Here is a 6,517-nt window from a genome sequence, read left to right on the forward strand (position 1 = left end):
GCAGGGGCCGGGCGGCGCGCGTCGGTGTCCCCCGTTCGCGGTAACGTAATCCGCGATGAACGCCGAACCCGCCGTGCAGCTTCCCGCCGTGTCCGTGATCATGCCCGTCCTCAATGAGGAACGGCATCTGCGCGGAGCCGTCCAAGCGATCCTCGCCCAGGAGTACGGGGGCGAGATGGAGGTCGTGATCGCCATCGGTCCCTCGACGGACCGTACGGAGGAGATCGCGGCCGAACTCGTACGCGAGGACCCCCGGGTGCACACGGTCCCGAACCCGACCGGCCGCACCCCCGCCGCACTGAACGCCGCGATCAAGGCGTCCCGCCACCCGGTCGTCGTACGCGTCGACGGGCACGGCATGCTCTCGCCGAACTACATCGCGACCGCCGTACGGCTCCTGGAGGAGACCGGCGCGCAGAACGTCGGCGGCATCATGCACGCCGAGGGCGAGAACGACTGGGAGCACGCGGTCGCCGCCGCCATGACCTCGAAGATCGGCGTGGGCAACGCGGCCTTCCACACGGGCGGCCAGGCGGGTCCCGCGGACACGGTCTACCTGGGCGTCTTCCGGCGGGCGGCGCTGGAGCAACAGGGCGGCTACAACGAGGAGTTCATCCGCGCCCAGGACTGGGAGCTGAACTTCCGGATCAGGGAGGCGGGCGGCCTCATCTGGTTCTCGCCCGAGCTGCGGGTCTCGTACCGTCCGCGCCCCTCGATGCAGGCCCTGGCCAAGCAGTACAAGGACTACGGCCGTTGGCGTCATGTCGTGGCGCGCTACCACTCCGGTTCCATCAACCTGCGCTATCTGGCGCCGCCGACGGCGGTCGTCGCGATCGTCCTCGGTCTCGTGGTGGGCGCGGCGGTGACCCCCTGGGGCTTCCTGGTCCCCCTCGGCTACCTCGTCGCCATCGCGCTGGGCTCGCTGCCCGCGGGCAAGGGGCTGCCCCTGAAGGCGCGGCTGCGGATCCCGGTGGCGCTGGCGACCATGCACATGTCGTGGGGCTGGGGCTTCCTCACCAGCCCGAAGGCGCTGGCCAGGAAGGTCATCGCGTCCCGCCGTCCCGCGGTGCTGAGCGAGACCTGAGCACCGGGAGCCCGAACGGCCGAGGGGCCGGAACCACTGTCGTCCTGACAGCGGTTCCGGCCCCTCACCGGTTGGTGACCCCTCGCCGGTCCGGCGCCGGACTCAGTACCGGTACGGCTTGTACACGGGCATGCAGGCGTCCTCCTTGGAGCCGCTGAGGGCGTCCGCGCTCTCGGGCAGGTCACCCGCGTCCGGAGTGGACTGCTTCGGGTAGGCGTTGCCCTCCCGCCAGTCACTGCCGACGGTCAGCGTGGTGGTGACGGCGTCGGCCGTGGCGCGTACCTGACCGCTCGGCACACCGACGGCCTCGGCCACGGACAGCGCGTTCGCCCTGCCCTGCGCCCCCGAGGTCTTCGGGTACGTGATCTGCGTACGCGAGCTGGGATCGGCCTGCGCGCTCGCGGTGGCTTTGGTGAACCCCTTGCCCTGCAGGGCGCCCGCGATCGCCGTGGCCCGGCTGCCCACCGGCGCCAGTTCGCTGTCGTCGCCCGCCGTGCCGTTGACGACCGTGACGGACAGCCCCTCGGCGGGCGCGGCGGCAGGTCCGGTCGCCGCCGGGCTCGCGGACGCACCGCTCTTGCCCTTGCCGTCCTTGCCGCTCCTGCCGCCCTTGTCGAAGGAGACGTCGTTGCGGATCATCGACCACACCTTGTCCGCGTCCGTGGGCTTGGGGACCAGGTGGTTGGCGTTCAGCGGGTCCGGCACCGTGGGCATGGTCGTCATCGTGAACCGGTCCATCGGCACGGACTTGAGCTTCATCCCCAGGTCGTACAGCTTCTTGACCGTACCGATCTCCTCGGAGACCTCGAGGGAGTCGGTGGCCGCCTCGGCCAGACCCATCAGCCTGCCGCTGTCGGTGAAGACGTTCTGGCCCTTCAGCGTGCGGATCATCGAGTTCATGTACATGTGCTGGGCCTTGGCGCGGCCCAGGTCGCTCTCGAAGGCGTGCCGGGTGCGCAGCCACTGCAGGGCCTGCTTCCCCTTGACCTTGTGGCTGCCCGCCTTCAGCTTCAGACCGGAACCGCCCGGGACGCCCGGCAGCGGACGGTCCCACACGTTCTGCTCCACGCACACCTCGACACCGCCGATGGCGTCCGCCATCTTCACCACGCCGCCGAAGTCGACCATCATCCAGTGGTCGATGTAGACACCGGTGAGGTTCTGCCAGGTCGCCAGCGTGCAGCCGGCCCCGCCGCGCTGCAGCGACATGTTGATGATGTTGTTCGTCTCCGGGTACGTCTCCCCGGTCTCGGGGTCCTCGCACTCGGGGATCTTCACCCGGGTGTCGCGCGGGATGCTCACGACGGAGGCGCTCTTGCGGTCCGCGGAGACGTGCACCAGCATCTGGACGTCGGCCAGCGGCTTGCTGCCCACCTGGTCCTTGCTGCCGCCGAGCTTCACGTTCTCTTTCGAGTTGCGGCTGTCGGAGCCGAGCAACAGGATGTTCAGCGGCGTCTGACCGGCCGCGTTGGGCTCCGTCTTCTTGACGTCGGACTCACCGTTGTTGCGCTTGCCCTTGGATATGTTGCCGTTCAGATGGCGGTAGTAGAGGTATCCGGCGCCGGCCGTCCCGAGTATCAGCACCGCGAGGACCAGCGCGAACCACCGGAGTATGCGCCGGGGTCTGCCGCCCCGCCGTTTCGCCGGTCTGCCGCCGTCCCCGCCGTCTTCGCCGCCGTTCCCGCCCGACGCGGTCCGCGCCCGCGGCACCCGCGACGCCTGCGCGGTGCCGCCGCCACCTGCTTCCCCCGTCTGCGAGGAGCCGTCACCGCGACCGCCCTCCTCCGCATGCGAGGCGCGTGGACGAGCCCCCTCCCCACGCACACTGCTCTGCGCCATGTTCCTGCCTCCCCACCCTGCGCCTGACACAGGTCCGTCCTACGCCCTGTGAGACGTAGGACGGACCTGTTAGGTCACTTGGCGCACTCGACCTTGTCCGCCGTGGACTTCTCGACGTCCTCCGGCGCCGTCGACGGAGTGGTCAGAGAGACCCCGGCCCCCTTGAAGTCCTCACCGAGGGTCAGCGTGATCGCAGGGAGACCCTGGGAGTTGGTCACGCTCTTGCCCGGCTTCATGGCCGATCCGGACAGGCCCATGAGATCGGCGAGCCTGCGTGCCTGATCGGCCTGGTCGGGAGCGTACTCGACGGTTGTCTTCTTCAGCGTCGCCCCGGCGTTGCCCGCGTTCTCGGACTTCGTGACGCCCTCTTCGAGCTGCAGCCAGTTGAGGGTCTCCTGCGCGGAACCGGCGACCGCGCCGCCGTTGAGGACCCGCACACGGACCTCGGCGGGGTCGGCCTTGCTGCCCTTGAGACGGGCGGCCTCGGCGGCCTTCTCCTTCTTCTTCTCCTGCTTGACCGCGGTGAGCGAGACGTCGTCCTTGATCAGGGCGAACATCTCCTTGGCCTTGGCCTCCTGGAGGACCACCGTGGCCTTGACCTTCTCGGTGGGGTTGTCGGCCACCGGCACGGTGGTGAAGGACAGGTTCTTGGTGGGGAACTTGCCCAACTCGGTGCCCAGGTCACGCAGTTTGGTGATGCTGCTGATCTTCGAGTCGACGGTCAGCGCCTTGGTGCCCGCCTCCGCCAGCTTGAGCAGCTTGGTGGGGCTGGTGAGCGTGTCGTTCGACTTCAGCTTGCGCATCAGGGAGCTGAGGAACTGCTGCTGGATCTCGATCCGGCTGAGGTCGCCGCCGAAGCCCACCGAGTGGCGGGTACGGACGAAGGCGAGCGCCTCCTCGCCCTGGATGCTGTGCTCGCCCTTGGACAGCTTGAGCTTGGAGTCCGGGTCGTCGATGTCCTTGGCGAGACACACGTCCACGCCGTCGACCGCCGTCGTCAGTGTCTTGACCGCGTTGAAGTCGGCGATCATGAAGTGGTCCATCTTGACGCCGGTGAGCGCGGTGACGGTCCGCATCGTGCAGCTCGGCGTCCGGCCCTCCTGGCCCAGGCTCTCGTTGAAGCGTGTGTTCAGCGTGCCCGGGATGACCTTGGTGGAGCCGTCCTCCTGCGTCGTCGGGCAGTCCGGGATGTCGGTGATCAGGTCACGCGGGATGCTCATCGCGGTGGCGTTCGTACGGTCCTTGGAGACATGCAGCAACACCGTGGTGTCGGCATGGCCGGGACTGTCCGAGTCGCCGTAGCCGTCGTTCCCGTCACCGGTGCGCTTGTCCGTGCCCACCAGGAGGACGTTGATCGCCCGGTCCTTGCTGAAGCCGCCGGTACCCGCGCCGTCGTCGGAGACGGACGTGATGTTGCCGTTTAGATGCTTCCAATAGAGGTACCCGGCGGTACTGGTACCGACGAGCAGGAAGGCCATCGTGCCGCCCGTCCAGAGCAGTATTTTCTTGCCCCGCGACTTCTTGGGCCGGCCCTTGCGCCGGCCGGCCGGCGGCGGGCTCTCGGGCGCACGGCGTCTGCGCGGCCCGGGCACGCCGGGCTCCGGCGCCTCCTCCGGTGTCCCCTTCCGCTCCCGGCCGGGAGCGGTGCGCCCGGCCGGCGGCGCGGCGGCACCCGCCGCTCTGCGGGAACGGGGACCTGGGACCGCCGACTGCGGTGCGGAATTCTGCAGTCGCAGTTCGTAGTCGCCTGTGTTCGGGTTGAGTACCCACTGGTCTGCGGGGTCGATATCGTCCGCCCGCCCACGGCCTTGCGCGTCCACGGTTGCTTGAGTCCTCCGTCGGGGCCACGCGGCGTCTTTTCCCCCTCAAAAAGACGCTCGGTCAGTCGGTCCAACCAGTGCGCGACTCCCAGGACAGGCCTCGGGCCGGGTGCACCGGATCGCTCACACTATCCGGCCGGATCAGCCACGAGCGACGACGGTGACGAATTCCACGTCCCTACAACCGGGCAATCCGCCCAATTCCTTGAACGTACGTTCCCGCTCTTGGTTTGCCCTTTACTCGGAGGGCTGTTCGGGCGTTAACCGCACACGTCCTCGGCGGCGGTGTTTCCCCGGAAAGTCGGCGCGGGACTCGGTGTGGACGAAGTCCCGTCGGCCCGCTTTCCGCCCGATTTGCCGTCGTCCGCACCCGACTCGGCCCCGAAGCGCCCGTCCTCGCCCCCGTCACCCGGCCGATAGCGCTCGAAGTCGTACGAATAGCCGCGCCTGGCCGGCTCGTCGACCGGCTCGGGAGTACTCCTCTTTGCACCGGAATCCTCCGGAACTTCCTTCGCGACCTCCAACGGCGCGTCCCTGCGCAGCCGCTCGAAAAGTTTCTGCGCCTCGGGTTCCACCAACTGGTCGCGATTGGCGTCGAGGGCGTACGACTCCCTCGGCACGGTAAGGAATTGCACCCGTTCGGTGGGGATGTTGCGCATACCGCGGACCAGGTCGTACAGCCCCCGCAGGTTCGCCAGCCCGGGGTCGGTCGTGAGGGACGACGTCGCCGCGTCCAGCACGGGATAGAGCTTCGCGGGATTCAGCAGTACGTCGTTGCTGCGCACCTTGTTGACGAGCGCGCCCAGGAAACGCTGCTGGCGGTCCATCCGGTCGGTGTCGCTGCCGTCGCCGATGGTCTTGCGGGCCCGCACATAACCGAGGGCCTGCTCGCCGTCGAGCCGCACCTTGCCCGCGGGCAGCCGCAGTTTCGCGGCGGGGTCGTCGATCGGCTCCTTCAGACACACCTCGACGCCGTCGACCGCCTCGACCATGTCCTTGAACCCGTGGAAGTCCACCACCATGTGATGGTCCACGCGCACCCCGGTCAGCTTCTCGACGGTACGGATCGTGCAGGCCGGACCGCCCTTCTGGAAGGCGTAGTTGAACATCGAGAACATGGGTGCGCCGCGGGAACCGTCCGACCGCAGGCAGCTCGGTATGTCGACCATGAGGTCGCGCGGGAGCGAGACGGCGGTCGCGCTGCGCCGGTTCGCCGCGAGGTGCAGCAGGATCGTGGTGTCGGAGCGCTCGGTGCCGGAGTCCCTGCCGTACTTGCGGTTCCCGTCGCCGGACCGTGAGTCCGAGCCGATCAGCAGGATGTTCTGCGCGGCGCGTACGAGCGCGGTGGGCCGTTCCTTCTCGTAGCGGGCGAGTTCGGCGGCCGTGTCGTCGTCCGAGGTGATGTTGGCGTTCAGCTTCTCGTACACCGCCCAGCCGGCTCCCGCTGCGCCGACGAGGGTCACGGCGACGCCGATGCCCGTCCACCGCAGCCATCGTCTGCGGCGCCGGGCGACGCCGGTTCCCGTGGCGGCGGAGCCCACACCGGGCCCGACCGCCCCGTCACGACGCGTCCCACCGGTGCCGCTCACCACCCTGTACGCCTCCTCCCGCCGGCCCTGCCATGCCCTCTACGACCATGCCGCGTTTCGGGCGACGAGGGCCTTGGGTGGTGGGCCGAACGGGGGATGCCGCCGAGTGCGGGCGGGCGGGGCGGGCCCAAAGGATTGCGCAGTTCCCCGCGCCCCTAGGTACCTAGGGGCGCGGGGAAATGCGC

The 6,517-nt window shown here is 69.1% G+C and carries 4 protein-coding genes; 1 reads left to right on the plus strand and 3 read right to left on the minus strand.

The window, feature by feature from the left end:
- The first annotated feature begins 55 nt into the window (after nucleotides 1-55).
- A complete protein-coding gene (locus ACFVH5_RS07455; RefSeq protein WP_384801366.1) occupies nucleotides 56-1,084 on the plus strand; it encodes a glycosyltransferase family 2 protein in 1,029 nt (342 codons plus the stop codon).
- A gap of 102 nt (nucleotides 1,085-1,186) precedes the next feature.
- Here the strand turns inward: ACFVH5_RS07455 and ACFVH5_RS07460 are convergent, their stop codons facing one another.
- The 3 genes from ACFVH5_RS07460 to ACFVH5_RS07470 form a co-directional block, all read right to left on the minus strand.
- Complete coding sequence (locus ACFVH5_RS07460) at nucleotides 1,187-2,923, minus strand: LCP family protein (protein ID WP_385832600.1); 1,737 nt, start codon at nucleotides 2,921-2,923, stop codon at nucleotides 1,187-1,189.
- 74 nt (nucleotides 2,924-2,997) lie between these two features.
- Nucleotides 2,998-4,743, minus strand: a complete 1,746-nt coding sequence (locus tag ACFVH5_RS07465) for an LCP family protein (protein WP_384801372.1) — start codon at nucleotides 4,741-4,743, stop codon at nucleotides 2,998-3,000.
- A gap of 260 nt (nucleotides 4,744-5,003) precedes the next feature.
- The gene (locus ACFVH5_RS07470; protein ID WP_385832601.1) at nucleotides 5,004-6,332 is read right to left on the minus strand and encodes an LCP family protein; all 1,329 of its coding nucleotides are present in this window, start codon (nucleotides 6,330-6,332) and stop codon (nucleotides 5,004-5,006) included.
- Between the last annotated feature and the right edge of the window lie 185 nt (nucleotides 6,333-6,517).

This window comes from Streptomyces sp. NPDC127119 (genome assembly GCF_042677425.1).
GTDB lineage: Bacteria > Actinomycetota > Actinomycetes > Streptomycetales > Streptomycetaceae > Streptomyces.

Coding starts and splice junctions, on each gene's coding strand:
- ACFVH5_RS07455 (WP_384801366.1), top strand. CDS start 56: ATGAACGCCGAACCCGCCGTGCAGCTTCCCGCCGTGTCCGTGATCATG.
- ACFVH5_RS07460 (WP_385832600.1), bottom strand. CDS start 2,923: ATGGCGCAGAGCAGTGTGCGTGGGGAGGGGGCTCGTCCACGCGCCTCG.